The organism is Lentzea sp. NPDC058450 (assembly GCF_042721395.1).
Taxonomy (GTDB): Bacteria; Actinomycetota; Actinomycetes; order Mycobacteriales; family Pseudonocardiaceae; genus Lentzea.
The window spans coordinates 155327-179185 of the sequence record NZ_JBHXLO010000005.1; the positions used below are offsets into that span (position 1 = coordinate 155327).

Sequence of the window (23859 nt, forward strand, 5' to 3'; positions counted from 1 at the left end):
CGCCACCAAGGAAGGAAGCGCGATGAGCACGCAGGCTGTCGAGAAGGTCAACGCCACCAACGGGAAGCTGGTGACCGACAAGGGTTCCACCACCATCGCGGACGTCGTGGTGCAGAAGGTCGCGGGCCTCGCCGCGCGGGAGATCCGCGGCGTGCACGCGCTCGGCGGCGGTGCTACGCGAGCGCTCAGCGCGCTGCGCGACCGCATCCCCGGCGCCACCGCGAGCGCGGGCCAGGGCGTGTCGGTCGAGGTCGGCGAGAAGCAGGCCGCCGTCGACCTGGAGCTCGTCGTCGAGTACGGCGTGCCGATCGCGGACCTCGCGAAGTCCGTGCGCACCAACGTGATCACCGCGATCGAGCAGATCACCGGCCTCGAGGTCGTCGAGGTCAACATCAACGTCAACGACGTGCACATCCCGAGCGACAACGAGGGCGAAGAGAAGCCCGAACCCGCACGCGTGCAGTGAGAGGAAACGCCATGAGCACCACCGCACTGGGCCTGCTGACCGGGCTCGCGCTCGGCCTGGCCGCCGCGTTCGGGGGCTTCAGCGCGTTCCTGCTCGTGCTCGTCTTCGGCGCGCTCGGCCTCATCGCGGGCCGGGTCGCCGAGGGCAAGCTCGACCTCGCGCAACTCCTGGGCAGGGACAGGGACTGACGATGACGACCACGCTCACCGCCCCCCAGCAGGGGACAGCTCAGCAGGAGACGGCCCAGCCGGGGACCGCCCAGCCGGGCCTGACCACCGTCGCGGACCGCGCGGTGGGCCGCATCGCCGGGCGTGCCGCCCTGGAGGTGCCGGACGTGCTCGACTGCGCCGTCACGGCCCGCGTCACCGGGGGAGCGGCCACCCTCGACGCCCGCCTCGACCTGCGCTACCCCGCACCGGTCGCGGCCACCGCGGCACGGGTCCGCGCCCACCTCGTGGCACGGGTGGGTGCCCTCACCGGCCTGCGCGTGTCCGTTGTGGACGTTTCGGTCGTCGTGCTGCGCACGGACACCGCCCCGGTGCGGAGGGTCCAGTGACCCGCCGCTCCCGCCGGGCACTGCCCGCCACGCTCACGGCGCTGGTCCTGCTGGCGGCGTCGGTCCTGGTCGCGGTCACCGCCGTCCAGCTGGCCCTCGGCGAACCGCCGTGGCTGCCCTACGACTCCCTGGTCACCCGGCTGCACGACACGCCGTGGTCGGCCCGGGAGGTGGCCGTGGCGGGCGGGGTCGCCGCGGCCATCGGACTTCTGCTGCTCCTCGCGGCGATCGTGCCCGGACGCCCGCGCACCGCCGCACTGGACCAGCACACCGCCGTGTCGGTGCGCGGCCTGCGCAACGCCCTGCGCGCGGCCGCGGTCGTCGACGGCGTCGAATCCGCGGCGGTGAAAGTGCGTCGCCGTCGCGTCCGCACGGTCGTGCGCACCAGACGTGCCGTGGTCGACGGCCTAGGTGACGCCGTCCGCAGCGCGGTGGAAACCCGCGTCGGAGAGTTCGCCCTGGCCAGGCCGCCGCAGGTCGTGGTCCGCGTCAAGGCACTCAGGAGCACATCGTGAACCGCTTCCTGCTCGGCCTCCTCGGCCTGGTCCTGCTGCTGGCGGGCGGCGCCGCCATCGCCGTCCACCTGAACCTGATACCTCAGGTGGACCGCTCGGCCACCCTCGTGCCCGGCACCGCACTGCCGCCGGCCTGGGTGCTGTGGGTGGTCGCGGCCGTCGCCGTCGTGCTCGCCCTGGTGTGCCTGCGCTGGCTCACCGCCCAGGTCCCGCGCCGCAAGGTGACGGCCTGGCGCTGGGCCGACGACACGGGCGCCACCCGCATCTCCACCGCGACGGCCACCGCGCCGTTCGCCGACGAGATCACCGCCTACCCCGGCGTGCGCAAGGTCGAGGCCACCCTGACCGGCCCGCACACCGCCCCGCGCCTGGCCCTCGTCGTCCGCGCCCACGGCGACGCCGATCTGCGGGGGATCCGCCGCCGCATCGACGACGAGGGCCTGCCACGCCTGCGCGAAGCCCTCGAAGCGCCGGACCTGCACGCCACCGTCGAGTTCCGGATGTCGTCCACGAAGGCCGACGCACGAGTGCGCTGACGGTCAGGTCAGCAGGCTCAGCACCAGGGCACCGGTGACCGCGCCGAACACGAACACCAGCGGCAGCAACCAGAACAGCAGCCGGTGGAGGGCTTCGCGGGTGACGACCTCCGCCGGCTCCTGCGGCTCGCCCGGTTCGTCGGCGTCTTCGGCCGCGGTCACCTCCTCCGGCAGCGTCCACACCGTCCGGGGCTTGTTCTCGGTCGTGGCGTCGATGAGCAGCCGGCGAGCGGCCTCGGCGTCCGCGGCCAGTGCGGGAGAGGCCGCGGTCGCGTCGGCGGGGGCCTGCCGCAGGCGTTGCCACGCGGCCGCCCAGCGTTGCTGCGTGCGCTGGTCGCCCCCGCAGACCTCGATGAAGCACCGGACGGAGTCGACGCCGGCCGGCAGCTTCGGCTTCGTGCACATGCCGTGCACGGTGCTGGAGGCCAGCGGGTAGTTCGTGTCGCTCGTGGCCTGCGCGAGCATCTTGTAGGAGAGGCCGGTGCCCTTCTTGATGCTCTCCAGCGCCTGGGCGAACGCCGCGGCCGACTGCAGCAGGCCAGGATCGGGCCACAGCGCGGAGTCCGCCTTCGAGACCTGGGCCGCCCGTCGCCACGCGGGTTTCGACAACGTCAACCTGGTCTCCTGACGGCTGAGCGGCAGCGGCTTCATGGTCACCGTCGTCTCCAGGAGGGTCTCCTCGTGTTCGGGAGGTGACTCCGGCCGGGGAACGTTCGGCCGCAGCGACGCCTGGTGGTCGCGGCGGGCATGCCTGCGCTTGGTGTGGCTCTTGTGCACCAGCGACCACAGCTTGAGCACGCGGGCCCTCGTCCGGGCGTCGTCGTCGGCCAGGTCGAGGTACGCGTACAGGTGGGTGCGCGCGGGGATGGCGGCGGCGTCCTCGATGAACCTCACCTGCAGCGGCGAGATCTCGTACGCGGCGGCGAAGTCCTCGGGCGAGGTTCCGGCGGCCAGCCGGAGCCCGCGCAGGACTCCGGCCAGCTCGCGTTGCTGCTCCGCCCCCGGAAGGTCGTTCCGATCGGCGGTGACCGTCATCCGCTCGCCGTCTCCGGGCGCGACGTGCCGAACCGCGTCGGCGGGCGCACCGACGCGGCGTTCTGCACCCAGCGCGCGATGGGCTCCGCGGCGGACGCCGTGCACCCCAGCAGGGCCAGCACCGTCAGCGGATCCTGTCCCTGCGCGAGGGCGACGAGGACGGCGGTCGCCATGGCACCCCAGATCAGCAGGCGCAGGGCGGGCCAGATCAGGGTGCGCAGTGAACGCCTGAGGCGCTCGGACATGAGCAGATTCCTTCCGAAAGGGATTTCTTGATCATTTGTGTCGTGGAGCGGAACGACCCGGAGACCGGAGCGAGCGGTTGCAGCCGCATCACACCGGTGAAGTCCGAGACGTGTGTCGGGCACTTTGGCACAAACGAAGCGTGAATGTGAAACCGCGACACGCTCGTTCATGTCGTTCGTTCAAGGTGATGTGCGCATTGGGCTGAAAGGCGGGCAGCGGTATTGGCCGTGAACGTTTTCGAACGCCCGCGAATGTGGCGAAAAGCGGACTTCGGACGTCGGCGGACGGTGGGCGCCCGGCACCCGAAGGTAGGATCACACACCGCATCGTTGCTGGTCAGAGCCGTCGGACGTTCGAGGACATCCCTGAACACCCCGGTGCTGTTGAGCGTGTGCGCTGTGCACCGCACTCTTGATGCGTAGCAGTTCAAGCCGAAGGTGTGTCCGTGGAGCGGATACGACCCCGGAAGTGGTAGCGCCCGGCAGTACGACCGTTGCAGCGGTCGCCGGGCGTTTACTCGCCGATCTTGCCGAGGAAAGGCTTGCGCCGACCGGTTCTCGCGCGGCGCCCAACGGTATGGCGTGGTTCAACCCGGCTGATCACCTTCGCTGTACATGCGGGGTGAAGTCGCCGGGAATTCAATGTCGGAAAGAATCGTCGCGCACAAAAAAGCAGGCCGGCCCTGAGGCCGACCTGCTTTCGAGCGGTTCCGGTGGCTAGCGCGGGGCGAGCAGGCTGGTGATCTCCTGGGACGCCGAGACCGTCAGCAGGTGCTGCAGGTTCTCCGGCAGGTCCTCGCCGCGCTTCTGCTTCGCCTGCGCGTACAGGCGGCCGGCGCGGTAGGAGGAGCGGACGAGCGGGCCCGCCATCACGCCGAGGAAGCCGATCTCCTCGGCCGTCTCCTTGTGCTGCACGAACTCCTCGGGCTTCACCCAGCGCTCGACCGGGTGGTGCCGCGGCGACGGCCGCAGGTACTGGGTGATGGTGATGATGTCGCAGCCCGCGTCGTGGAGGTCGGCGAGCGCCTCCGTGACCTCCTCGGGGGTCTCGCCCATGCCGAGGATCAGGTTCGACTTGGTGACCAGGCCGAACTCGCGGGCCTTGGTGATCACCTCGAGCGAACGCTCGTAGCGGAACGCCGGGCGGATGCGCTTGAAGATCCGCGGGACGGTCTCCAGGTTGTGCGCGAGCACCTCGGGGCGCGACTCGAAGACCTCGGCCAGCTGCTCCGGGACCGCGTTGAAGTCCGGGATCAGCAGCTCGACGCCCGTGCCGGGGTTCATCTCGTGGATCTGGCGGACCGTCTCGGCGTACAGCCACGCGCCGCCGTCGGCGAGGTCGTCACGGGCGACACCCGTGACCGTGGAGTAGCGCAGACCCATCGCCTGGACGGACTCGGCGACGCGGCGTGGTTCGTCGCGGTCGAGGTCGGCGGGCTTGCCCGTGTCGATCTGGCAGAAGTCGCAGCGCCGGGTGCACTGCTCGCCGCCGATCAGGAACGTCGCCTCGCGGTCTTCCCAGCACTCGTAGATGTTGGGACAGCCGGCCTCTTCGCAGACCGTGTGCAGGCCTTCGCGTTTGACGAGACCTTTGAGCTCCCGGTACTCGGGGCCCATCTTGGCCCGCGTCTTGATCCAGGAAGGCTTCTTCTCGATCGGCGTTTGGCTGTTGCGGACCTCAAGCCGCAGAAGCTTCCGACCCTCGGGTACCACAGTCACATCCTCACCCTACGCTGCGCACTCAAGTGTCCGGGGTCACGCACTACCACGTCAGGGTAAGTACTCGAACCAGGCTTCCGGTGGAGCGCTCGTTGTTCACGATCCGTTGTTCACGCAGGTCGCGCCGACCATGAACAACACCGGTGTGCACAAGATGTTCCCGGCCCGGAGGTGACGACCGGGCCCGTCGGCGCCTTCCCGACTCCCCCCGAGGTGAGGGCGCCGACACCCCTACGGAAGGTCTGGAGCGATTCCGGTGAGCTTGGTCGTGAGCTCCCAGAGGCGGTTCGCGGCCAGGTCGTCGCGAGCCGCGGCGGTCATGCCCGCGGTGGACGGGTAGCCGCGCAGGCCGTTGAAACCGCCGGGGCCGTAGTACGCGCCGCCGTGCGCGTCGGGCGACGTCGCGGCGTAGAGCTGCGGCAACGCGCCCATCTCGACGGACTGCGAGAACAGGCCGATCAGCTTGCCGCCCGCTCGGATCACGGACGACCTGTGTGCGTCGGCCATGTTGTTGGCGAGGTCGGTGGCCGTCATGCCGGGGTGTGCCGCCATGGACGCCACGTCCGGCGAACGGCGTTGCAGCTCGCGCATGAACAAGAGGTTGGCCAGCTTGGACTGGCTGTACGCACCCCGCGCGCTGTACGAGCGACGCTCCCAGTTCGGGTCGTCGAGGTTCATGCGGCCGTACTGGTGCATCAACGACGACACGGTGACAACGCGCGGGTCGGGGCTCCGTCGCAGCACGGGGAGCAGCAGGAACGTCAGCGCGGCGGGGCCCAGGTGGTTGGTGCCGAACTGGCGCTCGAAGCCGTCGGCGGTCCGGCCGTTCGGGACGGCCATGATGCCCGCGTTGTTGACGAGGACGTCGAGCTTCTCCACCTTCTCGGCCGCGGCGCGCACGGAGGAGAGGTCGGCGAGGTCGAGTTCGAGCACCTCGGCCGAGCCAGGGACGGACAGGCGCGCGTCCTCCCCGCGCTGGACCGAGCGACACCCCATGAGCACGTGGGCGCCCCTGCCCGCGAGCACCTGGGCGGTGCGCAGGCCGAGACCGGAGTTGGCGCCCGTCACGAGGACGGTGCGGCCTGTCTGGTCAGGGATGTCGGCTTCGGTCCAAGGACTCATGGGGTCATTCCTACCGCCCGGTAACTGTCGAGCGAAAGGTGTGCGTCGAGTACTGCTCGCAACACCGGCTCCTCGGCGGCGAGTTCAGCGGTGACGCGGCCTTCGTCGACGTGGCCCGCCAGTGACGCGTTCTCCATGCGTGCGGTCAGCTTGTTCTGCCAGCGGTGGTCGAGCGCCAGCAGCAGTTCGTGCAGTGAGTCGAAGACGTCCGGATCCACGATCAGCGGTGCGGACGGGTCGCGGCGGGCGTCGCGCAGGACGGCGTCGAGCGCGTCGCGACGGCGGTAGTGGTCTGCCCAGCCCATGTCTCGTACCCCCGGTTTCTCGCATACCCTCGGTATGACACGACCATACCACCGGTACGTACCGTCGGTATGTGAGATACGTTTCGGTCGTGCGAACACGACGCGCCGAGTACTCGGAGTCGACCAGGCAGGCGTTGGTCGACAGCGCCGTCGACCTCTTCACCAAACGCGGCTACGCGGGCACCTCGCTCGACGAGGTCGTCAAACGCGCCCGCGTGACGAAAGGCGCGCTCTACCACCACTTCTCCGGCAAGCAGGCGTTGTTCGAAGCGGCCTTCGCCCAGGTCGAGACCAAGTCGATCGAGTCGCTGACCGCGCTGATCACGGCCGACGGCGACGCCTGGGAGACCGCCGTCGCGGGCCTGCGCGCGTACGTCCGCAAGTGCCTGGAACCCGAATACCAGCGGATCATCGTCCACGAGGCGCCGGTGGTGATGGGCTGGGAGCGCTGGCGCGAGGCCGAGGAGCAGTTCAGCTTCGGTCTGCTCCGCACGGCCGTGCAGCTGCTCGTCGACGCCGGCGAGATCGAGGAGGCGCCGGTGGAGATCATGGCCCGGCTGCTGTTCGGAGCACTCTCCGCGGGCGCGAGCACCATCGCGAGCTCGTCCGATCCGAAGCGCACCGGGCGTGAGGTCGAACGCGCGATCCTGCGTGTTTTGGAAGGTTTGCGCAAGAAGTAGTCGAGTTCGGCCCTAGTGCCCGAGCGGAACGTCGATCACCACGCGGACATTGAGGTGGTCGTCATCATGATCGAACCTGTCAACACGCGCCTGGGGCTCGACGGCAAGATCGCAGTGGTCACGTCGGGCACGCACGGGCTCGGTCTCGCCATCGCGAGCAAGCTCTGCGACAACGGCGCCCACGTCATCCTCACGACTTCCGACGGTGACAACGTCGACCTGGAGCGCGCGAAGACCGTGCTCGCCGGCAAGCCCGGCTCGGTCACCGTCACCCAGCTCAACATCCACGACGAGCACTCGGTGCGGCTCCTGCTCGACCAGGTCAAGCAGGAACGCGGCCAGCTCGACGTGTTCGTGCACCACGCGGTGTCGCCGGACCTCACACCGTTGCTGAACCTCGTGGAGCCGCTCGCGAAGGCTTTGGTGGACGGCGGACGTGTCGTCGTCGCCGGTTACACGGTGACACCGGTGCACGGCGTGATCCGCACACTCGCGCTGGAAATGGCCTGGTACCGGGTCGCCGTCAACGCTGTCGTCACCACCGTCGTGGACAACGGCCCCATGAACATCGACCCGGACCTCGTGGACCGGCTCGCGATCAAGAGCCCTTCCGGTCGCGTCACCCTGCCGCAGGACATCGCGAACGCGGTGTCGTTGCTGTGCACCGACGAGGCGGCGTGGATTCAGGGTCAGGTGATCACCGTCGACGGCGGTCTGGAACTGCTGGAGCGATGGGGCGAGACGCGCTGAGCCGGTGCCCGAAGATCGGCTCTGTCGGTCGTTCGCACCCTGCCGCACGGACCGAATCGCTTGTACCGTTTTGTGCTCGTGTGACCCTGGAGCCGTCCGGTCGGCGATTCGGTCCGTCAGCAATCTGTGAGCGGGCGGTGACCCCATGTCATCCGCCGATAACCTCTATTAATTGCTCATAGCGCATCTGGAGTAACGCTCGTCGCGGCCGGACTCAATGCTTGTCCTGCATGGTCACCGAGTGTAAGACTCGAAATGGTGACCTGGGGGCAAGCAAGGGGGTCGGATGATCAGAGTGCTACTAGCCGAGGACGTGCAAATGGTCCGCGGCGCTTTGGTCGCCTTGTTGAATCTCGAACCGGATATTGAGGTCGTCGCGTCGGTAGCAACAGGTGACGAAATCATCGCCGCGGTCGAGAAGAACAAACCGGACGTAGCGGTGCTCGACATCGACCTGCCGGGTATGGACGGCCTTTCCGCCGCCACCGTGATCCACGACACCGCGCCTGAGACACGCACACTCATTCTCACGAGCCTCGGTCGTCCGGGCACTCTGCGGCGCGCGCTGAACGCACGGGTGAACGGCTTCATCCTCAAGGATGCTCCGGTTGGAGAACTCGCTGACGCCATTCGCGGCGTCTCAATTGGTCGGCGCGTGATCGACTCGCAGCTCGCGCTTTCCGCGTGGGACACCGACGAGTGCCCGCTGACTCCGCGTGAGCTCGAAGTGCTGCGGCTGGCGTCGGACGGGGCGGACGCGATGGAGATCGCGACGACCCTGTTCCTGTCGGTCGGGACGGTGCGCAACTACCTGACGGCGGCGACGGCCAAGCTCGACGCCCGCAACCGGGTCGACGCCGTCCGCATCGCCCGCAAGTCCGGCTGGTTCTGAGCCGACCGACCGGTTGGTTGCCTGAGTCGAGCAGCGTGGGTCGGCTCGGGCGGCCGCGAGCGGTCAGGGGGCCGGGGCCGCTGGGATCGCCGCGTGCACGTGGAACGAGCCGTCGCCTATGTGGCGGGCGCTGAACGTGCCGCCCGCCGCCTTGACGCGTTCGGCCTGGTTGCGGACGCCGTTGCAGTCCATCGAGAGGGCTCGGTCCGCGGCGCCGTCGTTGATGACGTCGAGCAGGACCGTGGTGCCTCGCTGGCGGACGCCGATGGTGCAGGTGCTGGCTTCGCTGTGGCGCAGGACGTTGGTCACGGCTTCGCAGAGGACGGCCGCCAGGACGGTTTCCACCGGTTCCGGGAGCGGGTCGTGGGCCAGTTCCACCCGGACGTCGATGTTCGAGGCCGCCAGCATCGCCTTGGCCGAGTCCGAGGTGTCCGCCAGGGACAACGGGCGGTAGGCGCGGGCCAGGGAACGCACGTCCGCCAGGGCGTGATGGGTGATATCCAATATATCGGTGATGTGCTCCTGCATGAACTCCCAGCCGTGGTCCGGGCGGTCGGCGACGATTCGGCCGGCCAGTTCGCTCTTCAGCTTGATGGCGCTCAGGCTGTAGCCGAGGAGGTCGTGCAGGTCGCGGGCCACCCGGACGCGTTCCGCGGTCACGGCCGCCGTGGTGGTGACGACCGGGTCCGGGGGCGGTACGGGGTCCAGGGCGGCCGGCCAGTCCCGGTGGGTGGCGAAGCCGGTGGCCAGGCCCGCCAGGAGCAGGGCGGTGGCCGCGGTGGCCAGCATCGCCTCGCCGTGGACGGCTTGGGCGAGGCCGGTGGCGACGACCGTCGCGACGAAGACGGACCAGCCGAAAACGGGGCGCAGGACGAGCAGGGCGTTGCCTGCTACAAGACCTGCGACACCCGCCCAGGAATGGCCGAAGAGGACGTACGGTAAGACCAGCAGGGTCGCTTGGGCTGCCAGCACGAGGTGGCGGCGGAGTGCGGTCAGATGCCTGAAATACGACACTTGCAGCAGGACAAGTACCGCTAAATCAATGACCGACACCGCCAATTCGGTGATCTCGCCGGCGAGAAGTAACGCGCGGGTCAGGTCGGTCAGGCACACCGCTGCGAAGACCGCCACGATGATCGCGCGGTATCTCGGTATCGCAGGCGAAGCATTCACGTGCCCCCCAAGAGCATCTGCTCCAGAGCAAAGTTTGACCGTCAACGCCGGTCAAAGACCTCGCACGGCGCGCGCCCAGGCCGAATACTAGACATGCGAGGGCAGTTCGGGACGGCAACTGTATCGGTTCAGAATGCGAATTCGCATTGACTTGCAGTGAGCTGTCACGCCAATGGACGAGTATTTCCGAGTAACCGTCACAGCATGTGTTCGGACGATTACGGCACGGGGCGGTTTGGGTTCGTTTGAGCATATGAATTTCTCACGCCGGGCGCAGTAGTTCGCCATCCGAGAGTCATGGCGGCATACGTGGCGTCCGATAGCCCGGCTCAGGTGAACTTGATGGCACGACCAAGTCGACCGCCGCTGAGCAGGGGAGGCTCCAATGGAGATCAAGGTTCTGGGACCGCTGGAGGCACGGGAGAACGGCGTCTCGATCGCACCGAGCGCGGTGAAGCCCAGGCAGGTGCTCTCGCTGCTCGGCCTTCAGGCAGGCCACGTCGTCACGGTCCCGACGTTGATCGAAGAGCTTTGGGGAATGACACCGCCACGCAGCGCTCTCACGACTCTGCAGACGTACGTGCTGCAGGTGCGCCGGCGCATCGAGGCGGCCATGCCGGGGGAGGGGCCCGGTGTCGCGAAGAACGTTCTGGTGACCCGTTACGGCGGCTACATGCTGGACGTGCCGCCGGAGAGCGTCGACGTCCGCAGCTACGAGCGGCTCGCGAGTGCCGGTCAGCGCGCGTTCGAGGTCGGCGACCTGGAGTCCGCGAGCCGTCTGCTGCGCAGCGCCGCCGAGGTGTGGCGCGGGCCCGTGCTCGTCGACGTCCAGATCGGCGTGCGGCTCGGCATGGAGGTCACCCGTTTGCAGGAGAGCCGTCTCGGCGTGCTGGAGACCCGCATCGAGGCCGACCTCCAGCTGGGCAAGCACCAGTCGCTGCTGAGCGAGCTCTCGGTGCTCACCGCGCAGCACCCCATGCACGAGAACCTCTGCGCGCAGTACATGCTCGCGCTCTACCGGGCGGGCCGGCAGTGGAAGTCGCTGGAGGCCTACCAGTCCCTGCGCGACACGCTGATCGAGGAGCTCGGGCTTGAGCCGTCCGAAAGGCTCCGTCAGTTGCAGCGGGCGATCCTGAGCTCCGAGCCGTCGCTCGACAAGCCGTTGTCGCCGCGCCAGCTGGAGCGCCAGCTCGCGGGCTGATCGAAGTTCGGGGAGCAACCGTGGACACCACCGGTGCAGGTGCGTTGATCAAGGCGCTTGAGGACGTCGGCTGCGAGGTGATCTTCGGAATGCCCGGCGGGGCCATCCTGCCCGCGTACGACCCGCTGTTCGACTCGAAGATCCGGCACGTCCTCGTGCGTCACGAACAGGGCGCCGGGCACGCGGCCCAGGGGTACGCGCAGGCGACCGGACGTGTGGGCGTCTGCATGGCGACCTCGGGGCCGGGGGCGACGAACCTGGTCACGCCCCTCGCGGACGCCTACATGGACTCCGTGCCGATCGTGGCGATCACCGGCCAGGTGGCGAGGTCGGTGATCGGGACGGACGCCTTCCAGGAGGCGGACATCCGCAGCATCACGCTGCCGATCACCAAGCACAGCTTCCAGGTGCACGACCCGGCCGACATCCCCCGCGTGATCGCCGAGGCGTTCCGGATCGCGGCGAGCGGACGGCCGGGACCGGTGCTGGTGGACCTGCCCAAGGACGTGCTGGCCACCGCCACCACCTACACCCCGCCGAAGATCACCGTCCAGCCGCGGCCGGTGCTCTCCCCGGTGCAGATCCGCAACGCCGCCCAGCTCATCGGATCGTCCAGGCGGCCGGTGTTCTACATCGGCGGCGGCGTGATCCGCAGCGGCGCGTCGCAGGACCTGCTGAAGCTCGCGGAGAAGACCGGCATCCCGGTCGTCACCACGCTCATGGCCCGCGGCGCGTTCCCCGACTCGCACCCGCTGCACCTCGGCATGCCGGGCATGCACGGCACGGTGCCCGCCGTCGCCGGACTGCAACGGGCCGACCTGCTGATCGCCCTCGGCACGAGGTTCGACGACCGCGTCACGGGCCTGCTGCCCGACTTCGCCCCGCACGCCGCGGTGATCCACGCCGACATCGACCCCGCCGAGATCTCCAAGAACCGCAAGGCGGACGTCGGCATCGTCGGCGACTGCAAGGACGTCATGGCAGCGCTCTCAGCGGTCATCACGCGGAAACCGGACCTCACGGACTGGTGGAACTACCTCGGCGGCCTGCTCACCACCTACCCGCTGGGCTACGACTGGCCGGCGGACGGCATGGTGGCACCGCAGTACGTGATCGAACGCATCAGCAAGCTCACCGGCCCTGAGGCCATCTACGTCGCGGGCGTCGGCCAGCACCAGATGTGGGCCGCCCAGTACGTCAAGTACGAACGCCCCGGCTCGTTCCTCAACTCCGGCGGCGCCGGCACGATGGGCTTCGCGGTGCCGGCGGCGATGGGCGCGCAGACCGGCGCCCCGGAACGCACCGTCTGGGCCATCGATGGCGACGGCTGCTTCCAGATGACCAACCAGGAGCTCGCGACCTGCGCCGCCGAAGGCATCCCCATCAAGGTCGCGATCATCAACAACGGCAACCTCGGCATGGTCCGCCAGTGGCAGACCCTGTTCTACGAGGGCCGCTACTCCAACACCCGGCTCGGCACCCACAACCGCCACCCCGACTTCGTCAAGCTCGCCGACGCGCTCGGCTGCGTCGGGCTGCGCTGCGAGTCGAAGTCCGAAGTGGACGGCACGATCCTGGAGGCGATGGCGGTCCGCGACCGGCCCGTGGTCGTCGACTTCGTGGTGGGACAGGACGCCCAGGTCTGGCCGATGGTCGCCGCGGGCACCGGGAACGACGAGATCATGGCCGCGCGGGGCATCCGGCCCCTGTTCGACGAGGAAGAGTGATGACCAGACATTCGCTTTCCCTGTTGCTGCGCAACGAGCCGGGAGCGCTGGCACGGATCGTGGTGCTGTTCTCCAGCCGGGGCGTCGACGTCGAGTCGCTGAGCCTCGCCCCCGCCGAGAGAGGCGACCTCTCCCGCCTCGACGTCGTGGTCGAGCTCCAGGACGGGCGCACGGTCAGCCAGCTGATCAAGCAGCTCGGCCGGATCGTCGACGTCAAGAACGTCGTCGACCGCACCCACGACGAAGCGCTCGAACTCGGCGCCTAGAAACGGAAGAAACGGCCGCCCCGGAGGCTTGGGGCGGCCGTTTCGTCGTACCTGAGCGGATTCCGGGCCGCTCAGGCAGCCTTCGGGACGTGCTTCTCGATCACGCGGGCGTACGTCTCCAGCGTCTCGCCCGGCGACGGGCCGTCGAGCGCCTTGTGGATGCCCTCGGCGATGTCGCCGTGGCGGTGCAGGTCCGCGTGCGTGAGCGTGACCTTCGTCGTCGTCGGGCCGACGACCTCGAAGTCCACCTTGATGAACGAGGCCTTCTCGTCGTCGAAGATCGGCTGCCAGTAGGGGCCGACCCGCCACGTCATCACGAGGCGCTTCGGCGGGTCCCACTCGGTGATGGTGCCCCAGGCGATCTCCTCGCCGTCCGCGCCGCGCTCGAAGTAGCGCCCGCCGACGAACGGTTCGATCGTGATGGCCTGGCGTTCCTTCACGAACACGTGCGACTCCGGCCACCACTCGATCGGCTTGGTCGCGAAGATCGCGAACGCCTGCTCGATCGTCGCCTCGACCGTCACCGACTTGGCGACATCGGGAGTTGAGGCCATGTGGCCCTCCTCGCGAAATAGATTGGGAGATGTCTCCCAGACCGTGCCCGGTTTGTCTCAACGCCACCTAGAACCGGGGTCGAACCAGGACGACTCGACCGGAGGTCCAGCGGGGGCACCCATATTCGCGGTAGCGAAACCGGCAGACCGAGGAGTTGTCGTGTCCCCTGTCAATGTTGCGGTCCACATCGAGGTCCAGACGTTCTACGCCCAGCAGATGCGGCTGCTCGACGCGTTGGACGTGGAGGGCTACGCCCAGACGTTCACCGAGGACGGGGTCACCGACCACGCCCACCGGAGCGAGAAGGTCGAGGGCCGGGCGGCCCTGATCGCCGGCGCCAGCGCCGCGCTGCCCCGTTACAAGGGCGTCGCCGTGCGGCACTGGAACGACCACTACCTGATCGAAGAGGTCGACGAGAACACGCTGAACGTCAGCTACGCGTCGCTCGTCACCCGCACGACCGCCGAGGGCGTCGTCAGCTTCGAGCCCACGTTCTCCATCGAGGACGTGCTCGTGCGCATCGACGGCAAGCTCTACACGAAGTCCCGCACGATCCACCGTGACCTTCCCGTCCAGGCCGCGTAACAGCTTTCTCACCAGGAGGTGACGAAGTGACTGCTCAGAACACCGGGCTGGCAGCGGCCGCGGAGAAGGTCAAGCTGATCGCCGCGGAGCACGCGGCGCAGGCCGACGCCACCCGCAAGCTCGCTCCCGAGGTCGTGGAGGCACTGCGCGACGCCGGGTTCGCGCGGCACTTCGTCGCAGCCGAACGCGGTGGCGCGGACGGAACCTTCGCGGAACTGACCGAGGCCGTTTTCACGGTCGGTCAGGGCTGCGCGTCCACGTCCTGGTGCGCGTCGCTCTCCGCGCTCTCCTCGCGGTTCGCGGGGCTGCTGCCGAAGGAGGGCCACGACGAGATCTGGGCCGACGGCCCCGACGCGTTCGTCGTCACCGGCCAGCCGCCCATGGGGCGGGGCACAGTGGTCGACGGCGGCCACCGGCTGAGCGGCCGCTGGCTCTACGTCAGCGGCGTGGACTTCGCCGACTGGGCGCTGCTGTGCGGCATGGTCGGCGAGGAGGGCCGCTTCTTCGCGGTGCCGCGCAAGGACTTCACCGTCCTCGAGACGTGGGACAGCGTCGGCATGAAGGCCACCAGCAGCCACTCGGTGGTCGTGGACGACGTCTTCGTGCCGTCCCACCTCTCGTTCGACCGGGTGGATCTGCTGAAGGGCACCAGCTGGTCGCCGGTGCCGAGCCACAACGTCCCGTTCCAGGCGGTCGGCGGCCTCACGTTCGTCGCTCCGGCCGTCGGCGCGGCGATGGGGGCACTGGAAGCGTGCATCGCGGTGCTGTCGGGGAAGAAGCAGTCCGTGATGAACGCCGTCGACCTGGTCCGCGCGTCGGGTCAGGTGGAATCGGCGAGGCTGCTCGTGGAGCAGAACGCCGCGGTGCTCGACGACCGCGAGTTCACCCCGGCCGCGATGGCGCGCAACGAGCGCAACGTCGCCTACGTGGCCGAGGTCCTGGTCGACGCGGTGGGTGGCCTGGTGCGGGCCGCCGGCACCAGCGGACTCGCGGAAGGCGGTGCGCTGCAACGGTTCTGGCGTGACGTGGTGAGCTGCTCCAGCCACGTGGCGCTGCGGTACGAGACCGCGTCCGTGCGCACCTATCCGGCGTCGGTCCTGCACTGACCCGGGCAACGACAGGCCCTGGTGCCCACCTCCCCGGCACCAGGGCCTTCGGCATGCGCCCGAAACGCTCCGCCGCGACCTGACCGGGACTCAAGCGGAGGGGATCACCCTGAAGGTCATCGACCGGCAGTCGTTCTTCAGGCAGGAGGTGCGTCCTCGTTCCACTCGAAAGGCCTCGAGCCGCCCCGAGTAGTCCAGAGCCATCGCCTGTCGTGCGTAGCGAATCAAGTCCTCTGAGGAGAAATCGTGACCTCCACCAACACCAACCACGACCTGGAGTCGCCGTCGGCGACTGCCGGCGCGCAGGCGGCTCCGGTCGTTGACGCGCCGGCGGCCGACCCGCGTCGCTGGATCGCGTTCATCATCATGACCGTCGCGACGTTCATGGACATGCTGGACGGCAGCATCGTCAACGTCGCGCTCCCCGCGATCCAGCACGGCATGGGCGCGAGCTTCGTGCAGCTGCAGTGGATCACCGCCGGCTACGTGTTCGCGTTCGCGCTCACACTGATCACCGGTGGCCGTCTCGGCGACATCTACGGCCGTCGCCGCATGTTCCAGCTCGGCGTGCTCGGCTTCGTCGTCACGTCGTTCCTGTGCGGCATCTCGGTCAACCCCGAGATGCTCGTCGCGTCCCGTCTCGCCCAGGGTCTCGCGGCCGGCCTGATGGTCCCGCAGGTCATGTCGATCATCCACGTCACCTTCCCCGACAAGGAGAAGGGCGCGGTCTTCGCCATCCAGGGCACCATCGGTGGTCTCGCGGCCACGATCGCGCCGCTCGTCGGTGGTCTCCTGGTCGCCTGGAACGTCTTCGGGTGGGACTGGCGGACGATCTTCCTGGTCAACGTGCCGATCGGCATCATCGGCTACGTCCTGGGCTGGAAGTACATCAACGAGTCCAAGGCCCCGAGCCGCATCCGCCTCGACATCATCGGTGTCGTCATCGCGACGGTCAGCCTCACCGCCCTGCTGTTCCCGCTGACCTTCGGCCGTGAGCTGCACTGGCCGGCGTGGGGCTTCGTGCTGATGGCCGCGTCCGTCGTGGGCTTCATCGGCTTCATCGCCTACGAGAAGGCCAAGCAGCGCAAGGACGGCATGCCGCTCGTCCCGCTCAACCTGTTCAAGTCCCGCAGCTTCTCCGCGGCCCTCGCGCTGATGCTGGGCATGTTCAGCTTCACCGGCATGTTCATGCTGGCCCTCTACCTGTACCTGCAGGAGGGTCTCGGCTTCTCGCCGCTGCGCACCGGTGTCACGCTGCTGGCGTTCTGCATCGGCGCCTTCATCACCGCGTCGGCCTCGGTCATCGCGCTGGTGCCGAAGTTCGGTCGCGCCGTCCTGCAGGCCGGTGCCGTCGTGATCGCCGTCGGTGTCGCGGTGCTGCTGCTCTCGGTCAGCCCCGACGTCACCAGCTGGGGCCTGGTTCCCGGACTGCTGCTCATCGGTCTCGGTTTCGGTATGACCGCGACCCCGATCGCGCTGTTCGCCCTGCAGGAGGTGCCGCACGAGGACGCGGGCGCCGCCTCCGGCCTCATCAACACCAAGCAGCAGCTCGGCTTCGCGGTCGGCATCTCGGTCGTGACGCTGGCGTTCTTCTCGCCGCTGGCTTCGCACGGCGCGACGAACACCGAGGCGCTGGCGCCGCAGTTCCGCCAGGAGATCGTGGCGGCCGGTGTCGCGGACGCCAAGGCGACCGAGCTGACCGCGGCGTTCCAGGCCTGCTCCACCTCCACGTTCTCCGGTACGCCGGACGCGGCGGCGTGTGGTGCGGTCCAGGCCGACCCGCAGGCCAAGGCCGTCGCGGACAAGTTCTCGCACCAGGCGGCCGGTCAGTCCTTCACGGACGCGTTCGAGACCACGCTGTACGTCGGCTTCGGCTTCGCCGCACTGGCGTTGCTGCTCGCCTCCTTCCTGCCTCGCTGGCTGAAGCAGGAGGAGTGGGGCGCCGGCGCGGAAGAGGGCGCCGAGGGCTCTGAGGAGCCCGCCAAGGCGTAGTTCGAACCGAGCTGGAAACGTGAGGCCCCAGGCGATCCGCCTGGGGCCTCACGGCGTTTCAGGGCGTTTCCGGCAGGCGCACGACAAGGGCCCTCTCCCGGCTGGAAGAGGGCCCTTGAGCTGTCTCAGATGCGGAACGCGGCGCCCTCGATGTCGACGGGGCCCTGCCACGGGGTGCCGTCGTTCATGTTGATGTAGGTGTGCGCCTTGGTGCTGAACTTCTTCTTGTTGTTGCTCAGCTTGCCCAGGTGGCTCGCGTTGATCGAACCGACCGGGTTGCCGTTCTCGTCGCGGTGGGCGTGGTGGGTGATCCAGAAGCTGAACTGGCCGTCCTTGCCCATCGTCCAGATGCCGCGTCCTTCGAGCTGGTCCGGGTAGCCGGGCTTGGTCTCGCAGTGCAGCTGGTAGTCGGGGGTGAAGTCGCAGAACAGCGGTGTGAGCAGCGGGGGCTCCTCGATGTGGATGGTCACGGTGAGGTCCCAGCGGCCGACGAGTGCCTGGTCGTAGTTGGGCTTCGCGGTGGCACCAGCGGCGGCGACGACGGGGGTGGCCAGCACGCAGGCGGCCACGGCGGCGAGTGCCTTCTTGCGGAACTTCATGGGGATGCGCCTCCGGTGAGGTGGGGCAGCGGACGCGCTGAGTGTTGTTCGCGCAGGTCGAACACTCCTGTAGCGCCAGTTGTGACCCGAGGCAGGCCCGAGGCGCGTTGCGCAGGATGGACGAAAGTGAGAGGAGCTGGGGCATGTCCACAACCGTGACCGACGCGTTCCGCTGCCGGGCGGCCAGAACGCCTGACGCCGTGGCGCTTTCCGCCGACTCCGCCGCGGTGACCTACGCCGAGCTCGACCGCTGGTCGGACGCGCTGGCGGGCGAGCTCGTCGAGGCCGGCGTGCGGGTCGGCGACCGGGTGGCGGTGTGCCTCGAACGGTCGCCGCAGCTCGTGGTGGCACTGCTGGGGGTGCTCAAGGCCGGGGCCGCGTACGTGCCGATCGACCCGGAGGACCCCGAGTCGCGGGTGTCCATGATGCTCACCGACGCCGAGGTCTCGTTGGTGGTGGGCCGTTTCTTCGCCGGGTTCACGACGGTCAAGGTGCCGCCGGCCGGTGCCCGGTCCACTGTGGAGCTTCCGGCGGTCGCGCCGGACGACCTCGCGTACCTCATGTACACCTCGGGGTCCACCGGCAAGCCGAAGTCGGTGATGATCGAGCACCGCCACATCACGAACCTCGTCACGTCGGCGAACTACGTCCAGGTGACGCCCGCCGACCGGATCCTGCAGCTCGCGCCCGTCGCGTTCGACGCGGCCACGTTCGAGATCTGGGGCGCGCTGCTCAACGGCGCCCGCGTCGTGCTCGCCCCGCCCGGCGTCGTGCAGGCCGAGGAGCTCGGCGACCTGTTGCGCCGCAACGAGATCAGCGTCCTGTGGCTCACCGCGGCGTTGTTCCACCGGCAGATCGACGTGGACGTGGCCGCGTTCAAGGGCCTGCACACCGTCCTGACCGGCGGCGACGTCGTGTCCGCGCCGCACGTCCGGCAGCTGCGCGAGTCCGTGCCGGAGCTGCAGATCGTCAACGGCTACGGGCCGACCGAGACCACGACGTTCGCCACCTGCCACCGCATCGGCGCGCGGGAGGAGCTGGGCGGAGCGATCCCGATCGGCACGCCGTTGCAGAACGTCGACGTCGTGGTCGTCGAGGACGGGAAGCCGGTCGAGGCCGGTGTCGCGGGGGAGCTGTGGATCGGCGGCGCCCAGGTCGCCCGCGGGTACTGGAAGCGGCAGGACCTCACCGACGAGAAGTTCGTCCGGGCGAGCTGGAACGGCGAGCGCTACTACCGCACCGGTGACCAGGGACGGAAGCGCGCGGACGGCGTGGTCGAGTTCCTCGGCCGCATCGACGACCAGTTCAAGCTGCGCGGGTTCCGGGTCGAGCCGGGCGAGGTCGAGAACGCGCTGACCGAGCACCCGCAGGTCCGCACGGCCGCCGTCCACCTGCGCACGCACCCGAGCGGGGACCGCAGGCTGATCGCGTGGGTGGTGAAGTCCGGCGACGAGCTGGACAAGCGGGCGTTGAAGGCGCACCTGCGCGCCGGCATGCCCGAGCACATGGTGCCGGCCGGGTTCGTCGTCGTGGACGAGCTGCCGATCACGAGCAACGGCAAGACCGACCGCAAGGCGCTGCCGGAACCGGACTGGACCTCGAAGTCCCTCTACATCTGACCGACGACGAAAGGGCCGGGCTCGCAGGAGAGCCCGGCCCTTCTTGACGTCTTCTTTAAACCCAGGAAGGAACTTCCAGGATCTCGAGCACGGCCGCGGTCCACACGTACCCCGCGCCGGACGACTGGAGAACGACCAGGTCGCCGGGCTTCGGGTCGCGCTCGGCCAGCACGTGGTCGAGTCCCAGCGCGATGTCGGCGGTGCCGACCATGCTGTACTGCTTCGCCCAGTCGTAGGTGGTCGACGACCTGTCGACGCCCAGCAAACCGCAAATGCCGTGCGTGACGATGGTTTCCGCGAGCTGCTGGTGCAGGAAGAACCGAGCGTCGGAGAGCTCGATCTCCGCCTCGTACAACGCCATCTTGAGCGAGTGCCGCACCCCGCCGCCGATGCGCGCGATCATGTCGTCGAGGTCGACGTCCGCGTTCTGCAGGAAGTCCTCGACGCCGCTGTTGAGCTGCAACGTCTTGCCGTCCGCGTACGGCCCGGTGGTCCACGGCTGGAAGCCGCGCGACATCTGTTCGAGCGTCGAGTCCGCGTGCGAGTGGATGGAGCGGATCCTCGCGAAGCCCGAACGGTTCGACAGCACCAGCGCCCCCGCGCCGTCGCCGTTGACGTTCTGCTCCTCGGAGGCCCACCGGTCGAAGTAGGGCAGGTGGAACGCGTCGCCCGCGGTCACGAGCGCCGCCGGCAGGTCGCGGTGCGAAGAGAGGTACGAGGCGGCCAGGTCCACCGCGGCCATGAAGCCGTTGCAGCCCTGCTTGACCTCGAACGCCGGCCCGGTGCCGCCGACCGTGTTGGCCTGCACGTAGCTCGCCGGCGTCCACAGGTCGAGTCCCTGGTGCGACAGGGAGGCGTGCACGGTCAGCCCGAAGTCCAGCGGGCTGAGGCCCGACCGTTCCACGGCCTGCACACCGGCCTTCGCCGCCATGACGGGTCCGGTCTCACCAGGTGCCGCGACGCGCAGCTCCCGGTAGCCGTTCATGGCCTTCTTCTCTTCTGTGTACCGGCCGGCCGCGATGGCGTCGTCCACCGTCTCGACCTGCTCGGGCAGATATGTGCCCACACCGGCGATGTACAGGTCATTCCATCGCATCTCGAACTCCTAGGCTGCCTGGTCCAGGTGCTTGGCGACGGCACGCGCCGTCGGGTCCTCGTAGAAGCTGCGCAACGGGACTCGGACGCCGTACCGCTCGTGGACCTGCTTGACCAGCTTCGAAGCCAGCAGTGAATGGCCCCCCAGATCGAAGAAGTGGTCGTCCGGCTCGATCCCCGGCACCCCGAGCACCTCCCCGAACAGCTCGCAGAGCTCTGTCTCGCGTTCGGCCACGGCGTCCTCCCTGTCAGCTCATGAGTAACGAAAATTTTGCGATACCCGAGTTGAGGTGAGCTTGTGCCGCAACGGAAAAACGCGCGTTCGAGCCGTTCTGAGGTTTGGGTCGAGGCCCGTCGTCCACGGTTGCGCGCGTCCGCCGCTCGCACACTGGATCAGGAGCCGCACAGATGCAGACGTTCACTCCGAAACGTTCGGCCTTCGCACGCATAGGAGCGATCTTGGCCGTCGTCCTGCTTTCCTTAGCCGGTACGGCGACCGCCGCGAACGCGACCTGCACGCCGGTGGGCACCTGGACCGGGTACGTGACCCGGACCGACGGCGACCACCCGACGAAGCTGGTCTTCAAGGCCAACGGCAAGGTGTTCGTCACCAACGAGCAGAACACCACGACGCAGGGCACCTGGTGGGTCACCGGTGTGAACAAGTTCCACTACAAGTTCCGCGGGGAGAAGGTCTACGACGAGAACGGCGCCTACTTCGCCTACGTCGACTTCGACCAGGACGCCGTCCAGAGTGGACCGAACAACTTCACCAGCTCCGGCCCGTCCACGTTCTTCCTCGCGGATGGCACGAACCTGGGCACCTCGAACATCACCTTCACGATGACGCGGGTGTAGCCAGAGCGGGTCGGAGCCGGGACGGGTCCGCCGCCCTCATCCCGGCTCCGGCGCGGTCTCAGGCAAGGGCCACGGCGTGCTCTTCCACCCACTGGCGGAACGTGCGGGCCGGCTTGCCGGTGATCCGCTCGGCCGTGGCGCTCGTGTCCGCGACGACGCCGACCGCGGCCTCCCACTGGTTCAGCAGCGAGGTGAGCACGGGCGGGGGCACGAAGTTGCTCATCTGCGCCTCACCCTCCTCGCGGGTCAGGCCGTTGATCACGAGCTCGCGGCCGAGCACCTCGCCGACGATCTCCAGCTCCCGCCGGAACGTCAGCGACTCGGGGCCGGTGAGGTCGACGATCTCGTCCTGGAGCTTCTTCTCCGTCAACGCGACGACCGCCACGTCAGCGATGTCATCCTCGTGCACGGGGGCGACCTGGGCCTCGGGGAAGACCTGGTCGATCGTGTCGCCCTGCTGCAGCGAGTAGCTCCAGCCGAACGCGTTGCTCATGAAAGCACCGGGCCGCAGGATCGTGTACGTCAGGCCGGACCCGATCACGGCTTCTTCGACGACCACGTGGTGGTGCGCCAGCGGGTCGTCCTCCGCACCCGGCAGGCCGACGGTGTTGGACGACAGCAGCACGACCTGCTCGACGCCCGCCTTCTCGGCCTCGTCGAGGAACTTCACGATTCCGTCCGGCTCCGCGTAGAGCAGGACCTTGGAGACACCGGCGAGGGCCGCGACGAACGTCTCCGGGTCGTTCAGGTCGAGAGCGACGGTCTCCACGCCTTCGGGGACGTCGAGCTCCGCGGGATTTCGGCCGGACGCGCGGAGGCTGTGACCCGCCGCGTAGAGCCGCTGGAGCACGCGACGGCCGACGTTGCCGCGCGCCCCGGTGACGAGGATGGTCATGTGGATCTCCCGAATTGGGGGTTTTCGCCTGGATGGCCGATCACGCTCAGCGTTCACCCGGTCACTCGAACGGCACTAGATCGGGCTTCAGGCCACCCCTCCTAACGTGCGGAAACAATCCCAATCGTCGTGAGGAGCGCACGGTGGTTTCCTTTCCCGTTCCCGGTTCCAGCTACCGAGGTCCGGCGCCGGAGTTCGCCGGGTTCCGCGCGTCGCGTCCCGTGGTGCGCCTGCCCGCGAACGGCGGCGGTCACTGCTGGATCGCGACGACCCAGGACTCGGTCCGCGTCGTGCTCGACGACGTGCGGTTCTCCCGCGCGGCGTCGTACGAACCGTCGGCACCGACCTTCCCCGGTCTGTTCCAGGCACCGCCCGGCATGATCATCTCGCTCGACCCGCCCGACCACACCCGGCTGCGCGACCTGGTGTCGCAGGCGTTCTCGGTGGACCGCATCGAGTCCATGCGACCGAGAATCCAGCGGCTCGTGACAGAGTTGCTGGACCGGGCGGACGAGAAGGCGCTCGACGGACCCGTCGACCTGCTCGGCGAGTTCACGTTCCCCCTGGCGATCATCGCGATCAGCGACCTGTTGGGTGTGCCCGCCGGCGAGCGCGACACGTTCGCACGGCTGATCCGCGAGTTCGCCGCCGTCGACGCGCCGGAGCTCGCGGCCGCGGCGGGGGAGCAGCTCGGCGAGTTCATGGCCGGGCTGGTGTTCGCGAAGACCGCCGCGCCCGGCGACGACGTGCTGTCCGCGTTGACCGAGGCGCGGATCGGCGACGACAAACTGGAGGTCGGCGAGCTCATCGGCCTCGGCTACACGTTGCTCGGCGCGGGCGGCGACTCGACGGCGTGTCACCTGGCCAGCTCGGTGCTGACGTTGCTCGGGCACCACCGCGACGTCTGGGTGCGGCTCGGCGAACGGCCCGAGGAGGTGCCGGCCGCGGTCGAGGAGCTGCTGCGGTGGATCACGTTGTCCACCAACGACACCACCGGCCTGCCGCGGATCGCGACAGAGGACGTGACGTTGTTCGGCGTGACGATCCCCAAGGGGGACGCGGTGTTCGTGTCGACGAACTCGGCGAACCGCGACGAGACGTTGTTCACCAGGCCCGACGAGCTCGACTTCACCCGCGCCGACAACGCGCACCTGGCGTTCGGGTACGGCATCCACCGCTGCCTCGGCGCCCCGCTCGCGCGCATCGAGCTGACCACCGCGTTCGAGGAACTGACCCGGCGCTTCCCGGCCGCCCGGCTCGCCGTCGCCGAGGAGGACCTCGAATGGCAGCGGGCCGACATGAACCACCGGCTCGTCGCCCTCCCGGTCGACCTGCACGGCAAAGGCTTCTAGAAACGAGAACGGCCC

27 protein-coding genes and 1 pseudogene are annotated in these 23859 nt (G+C 68.7%); 17 read left to right on the top strand and 11 right to left on the bottom strand.

The features are described 5' to 3' along the window. Positions 1-22 precede the first annotated feature (22 nt). The 5 genes from ACFWNN_RS10650 to ACFWNN_RS10670 are packed head-to-tail and all read left to right on the top strand — an operon-like array spanning position 23 to position 2073. Positions 23-466 carry an Asp23/Gls24 family envelope stress response protein gene (locus ACFWNN_RS10650; RefSeq protein WP_382439646.1) on the top strand — a complete coding sequence of 148 codons (444 nt, stop codon included), beginning with the start codon at positions 23-25 and terminating at the stop codon, positions 464-466. 11 nt (positions 467-477) lie between these two features. Continuing rightward, entirely contained in the window at positions 478-654 is a 177-nt protein-coding gene (locus tag ACFWNN_RS10655) for a hypothetical protein (RefSeq protein ID WP_089922533.1), read from the top strand. 2 nt (positions 655-656) lie between these two features. Continuing rightward, a complete protein-coding gene (locus tag ACFWNN_RS10660) occupies positions 657-1022 on the top strand; it encodes an Asp23/Gls24 family envelope stress response protein (RefSeq protein ID WP_382439647.1) in 366 nt (121 codons plus the stop codon). Further along, positions 1019-1537, top strand: coding sequence for a DUF6286 domain-containing protein (locus tag ACFWNN_RS10665; protein ID WP_382439648.1), 519 nt, complete (start codon positions 1019-1021; stop codon positions 1535-1537). The genes ACFWNN_RS10660 and ACFWNN_RS10665 overlap by 4 nt, the downstream gene beginning before the upstream one ends. Beyond that, positions 1534-2073, top strand: a complete 540-nt coding sequence (locus ACFWNN_RS10670; RefSeq protein WP_382439649.1) for an alkaline shock response membrane anchor protein AmaP — start codon at positions 1534-1536, stop codon at positions 2071-2073. Before ACFWNN_RS10665 ends, ACFWNN_RS10670 begins: the two co-directional genes overlap by 4 nt. 3 nt (positions 2074-2076) lie before the next feature. Here ACFWNN_RS10670 and ACFWNN_RS10675 read toward each other — a convergent pair whose 3' ends face one another. The 5 genes from ACFWNN_RS10675 to ACFWNN_RS10695 form a co-directional block, all read right to left on the bottom strand. Then, positions 2077-3108 (bottom strand): hypothetical protein, encoded by a 1032-nt coding sequence (locus ACFWNN_RS10675; RefSeq protein ID WP_382439650.1) that lies wholly within the window; start codon positions 3106-3108, stop codon positions 2077-2079. Beyond that, entirely contained in the window at positions 3105-3353 is a 249-nt protein-coding gene (locus ACFWNN_RS10680; RefSeq protein WP_382439651.1) for a hypothetical protein, read from the bottom strand. Before ACFWNN_RS10680 ends, ACFWNN_RS10675 begins: the two co-directional genes overlap by 4 nt. Before the next feature lie 717 nt (positions 3354-4070). Beyond that, entirely contained in the window at positions 4071-5072 is a 1002-nt protein-coding gene (gene lipA, locus ACFWNN_RS10685) for a lipoyl synthase (protein WP_382439652.1), read from the bottom strand. Positions 5073-5303: 231 nt separating this feature from the next. Then, the gene (locus ACFWNN_RS10690; RefSeq protein WP_382439653.1) at positions 5304-6194 is read right to left on the bottom strand and encodes an oxidoreductase; all 891 of its coding nucleotides are present in this window, start codon (positions 6192-6194) and stop codon (positions 5304-5306) included. Beyond that, positions 6191-6499 (bottom strand): hypothetical protein, encoded by a 309-nt coding sequence (locus tag ACFWNN_RS10695; RefSeq protein ID WP_382439654.1) that lies wholly within the window; start codon positions 6497-6499, stop codon positions 6191-6193. Before ACFWNN_RS10695 ends, ACFWNN_RS10690 begins: the two co-directional genes overlap by 4 nt. 89 nt (positions 6500-6588) lie before the next feature. Here ACFWNN_RS10695 and ACFWNN_RS10700 point away from each other — a divergent pair, with 89 nt between their 5' ends. The 3 genes from ACFWNN_RS10700 (at position 6589) to ACFWNN_RS10710 (ending at position 8821) form a co-directional block, all read left to right on the top strand. After that, complete coding sequence (locus ACFWNN_RS10700; RefSeq protein ID WP_382439655.1) at positions 6589-7179, top strand: TetR/AcrR family transcriptional regulator; 591 nt, start codon at positions 6589-6591, stop codon at positions 7177-7179. 66 nt (positions 7180-7245) lie between these two features. Next, entirely contained in the window at positions 7246-7929 is a 684-nt protein-coding gene (locus ACFWNN_RS10705) for an SDR family NAD(P)-dependent oxidoreductase (protein WP_382439656.1), read from the top strand. A 286-nt stretch (positions 7930-8215) separates the two neighbouring features. Further along, positions 8216-8821, top strand: coding sequence for a DNA-binding response regulator (locus ACFWNN_RS10710; protein ID WP_093600134.1), 606 nt, complete (start codon positions 8216-8218; stop codon positions 8819-8821). A gap of 63 nt (positions 8822-8884) precedes the next feature. Here the strand turns inward: ACFWNN_RS10710 and ACFWNN_RS10715 are convergent, their stop codons facing one another. Then, positions 8885-9952: a sensor histidine kinase gene (locus ACFWNN_RS10715; protein ID WP_382439657.1), complete on the bottom strand. Its 1068-nt coding sequence runs from the start codon at positions 9950-9952 to the stop codon at positions 8885-8887. Between the two features lie 427 nt (positions 9953-10379). Here ACFWNN_RS10715 and ACFWNN_RS10720 point away from each other — a divergent pair, with 427 nt between their 5' ends. The 3 genes and pseudogenes from ACFWNN_RS10720 to ilvN all read left to right on the top strand — a co-directional run bounded on the left by ACFWNN_RS10720 (position 10380) and on the right by ilvN (position 13188). Further along, entirely contained in the window at positions 10380-11195 is an 816-nt protein-coding gene (locus ACFWNN_RS10720; RefSeq protein ID WP_189159246.1) for an AfsR/SARP family transcriptional regulator, read from the top strand. An 8-nt stretch (positions 11196-11203) separates the two neighbouring features. Next, a pseudogene (locus ACFWNN_RS10725) lies at positions 11204-12922 on the top strand (acetolactate synthase large subunit); the annotation flags it as partial. Beyond that, on the top strand, positions 12922-13188 hold the full coding sequence (ilvN, locus tag ACFWNN_RS10730) for an acetolactate synthase small subunit (RefSeq protein WP_382439658.1): 267 nt from the start codon (positions 12922-12924) through the stop codon (positions 13186-13188). The pseudogene ACFWNN_RS10725 and the gene ilvN, both read left to right, overlap by 1 nt. A gap of 71 nt (positions 13189-13259) precedes the next feature. On the opposite strand, the gene ACFWNN_RS10735 is transcribed toward ilvN, so the two are convergent. Further along, positions 13260-13742 (bottom strand): SRPBCC domain-containing protein, encoded by a 483-nt coding sequence (locus tag ACFWNN_RS10735; protein ID WP_382439659.1) that lies wholly within the window; start codon positions 13740-13742, stop codon positions 13260-13262. Between the two features lie 160 nt (positions 13743-13902). On the opposite strand from ACFWNN_RS10735, the gene ACFWNN_RS10740 reads away from it, so the two are divergent. The 3 genes from ACFWNN_RS10740 (at position 13903) to ACFWNN_RS10750 (ending at position 17426) form a co-directional block, all read left to right on the top strand. Beyond that, entirely contained in the window at positions 13903-14328 is a 426-nt protein-coding gene (locus ACFWNN_RS10740) for a nuclear transport factor 2 family protein (protein WP_036013177.1), read from the top strand. Positions 14329-14354: 26 nt separating this feature from the next. Further along, positions 14355-15434, top strand: coding sequence for an acyl-CoA dehydrogenase family protein (locus ACFWNN_RS10745; RefSeq protein ID WP_382439660.1), 1080 nt, complete (start codon positions 14355-14357; stop codon positions 15432-15434). A 246-nt stretch (positions 15435-15680) separates the two neighbouring features. Continuing rightward, positions 15681-17426: an MFS transporter gene (locus tag ACFWNN_RS10750; RefSeq protein ID WP_382439661.1), complete on the top strand. Its 1746-nt coding sequence runs from the start codon at positions 15681-15683 to the stop codon at positions 17424-17426. Positions 17427-17551: 125 nt separating this feature from the next. Here the strand turns inward: ACFWNN_RS10750 and ACFWNN_RS10755 are convergent, their stop codons facing one another. Further along, positions 17552-18025, bottom strand: a complete 474-nt coding sequence (locus tag ACFWNN_RS10755; RefSeq protein ID WP_382439662.1) for a hypothetical protein — start codon at positions 18023-18025, stop codon at positions 17552-17554. A gap of 143 nt (positions 18026-18168) precedes the next feature. On the opposite strand from ACFWNN_RS10755, the gene ACFWNN_RS10760 reads away from it, so the two are divergent. Beyond that, the gene (locus tag ACFWNN_RS10760) at positions 18169-19644 is read left to right on the top strand and encodes an amino acid adenylation domain-containing protein (protein ID WP_382439663.1); all 1476 of its coding nucleotides are present in this window, start codon (positions 18169-18171) and stop codon (positions 19642-19644) included. A 55-nt stretch (positions 19645-19699) separates the two neighbouring features. Here ACFWNN_RS10760 and ACFWNN_RS10765 read toward each other — a convergent pair whose 3' ends face one another. Next, entirely contained in the window at positions 19700-20740 is a 1041-nt protein-coding gene (locus tag ACFWNN_RS10765) for a ketoacyl-ACP synthase III family protein (RefSeq protein WP_382439664.1), read from the bottom strand. A gap of 9 nt (positions 20741-20749) precedes the next feature. After that, positions 20750-20974 carry an acyl carrier protein gene (locus tag ACFWNN_RS10770; protein WP_382439665.1) on the bottom strand — a complete coding sequence of 75 codons (225 nt, stop codon included), beginning with the start codon at positions 20972-20974 and terminating at the stop codon, positions 20750-20752. A 224-nt stretch (positions 20975-21198) separates the two neighbouring features. On the opposite strand from ACFWNN_RS10770, the gene ACFWNN_RS10775 reads away from it, so the two are divergent. Further along, complete coding sequence (locus ACFWNN_RS10775; protein WP_382439666.1) at positions 21199-21597, top strand: hypothetical protein; 399 nt, start codon at positions 21199-21201, stop codon at positions 21595-21597. A 58-nt stretch (positions 21598-21655) separates the two neighbouring features. Here the strand turns inward: ACFWNN_RS10775 and ACFWNN_RS10780 are convergent, their stop codons facing one another. Continuing rightward, positions 21656-22492, bottom strand: coding sequence for an NAD(P)H-binding protein (locus ACFWNN_RS10780; protein ID WP_382439667.1), 837 nt, complete (start codon positions 22490-22492; stop codon positions 21656-21658). Positions 22493-22635: 143 nt separating this feature from the next. Between ACFWNN_RS10780 and ACFWNN_RS10785 the strand changes: the two genes are divergently transcribed. Beyond that, positions 22636-23844: a cytochrome P450 gene (locus ACFWNN_RS10785; RefSeq protein ID WP_382439668.1), complete on the top strand. Its 1209-nt coding sequence runs from the start codon at positions 22636-22638 to the stop codon at positions 23842-23844. Positions 23845-23859 lie beyond the last annotated feature (15 nt).